This window comes from Mesorhizobium sp. M1A.T.Ca.IN.004.03.1.1 (genome assembly GCF_003997555.1).
In the GTDB taxonomy this organism is placed as follows: Bacteria; Pseudomonadota; Alphaproteobacteria; order Rhizobiales; family Rhizobiaceae; genus Mesorhizobium.
The window spans coordinates 1-262 of record NZ_RZTV01000499.1 but is presented as its reverse complement, the minus strand read 5'-3'; the positions used below and the strand labels follow the sequence as shown (position 1 = coordinate 262).

Sequence of the window (262 nt, the reverse complement as noted above, 5' to 3'; positions counted from 1 at the left end):
GAAAAGTGACGGGGTTTGGCAAGTGCGGCTGCCCGCAGACAAAGACGCGATTTTTTCAGAAATGCTCTTGCATTGTCCTGAAGGACGTTTTAGAGGATCGCCACGCAAGCGGCACCGCCGCATTTTGCACGCACCCGTAGCTCAGCTGGATAGAGCACCAGACTACGAATCTGGGGGTCAGGAGTTCGAATCTCTTCGGGTGCGCCATTCTTTTCCATACAAAACCGGACACTCCTGCCGTAGCCGCTCCGCCCATCACGAG

Annotated in this window: 1 tRNA gene; it reads left to right on the top strand. The window is 55.7% G+C overall.

The window, feature by feature from the left end:
- The first annotated feature begins 130 nt into the window (after positions 1-130).
- Positions 131-207: transfer RNA gene (locus EOD29_RS32620), tRNA-Arg, on the top strand.
- Positions 208-262: the final 55 nt, after the last annotated feature.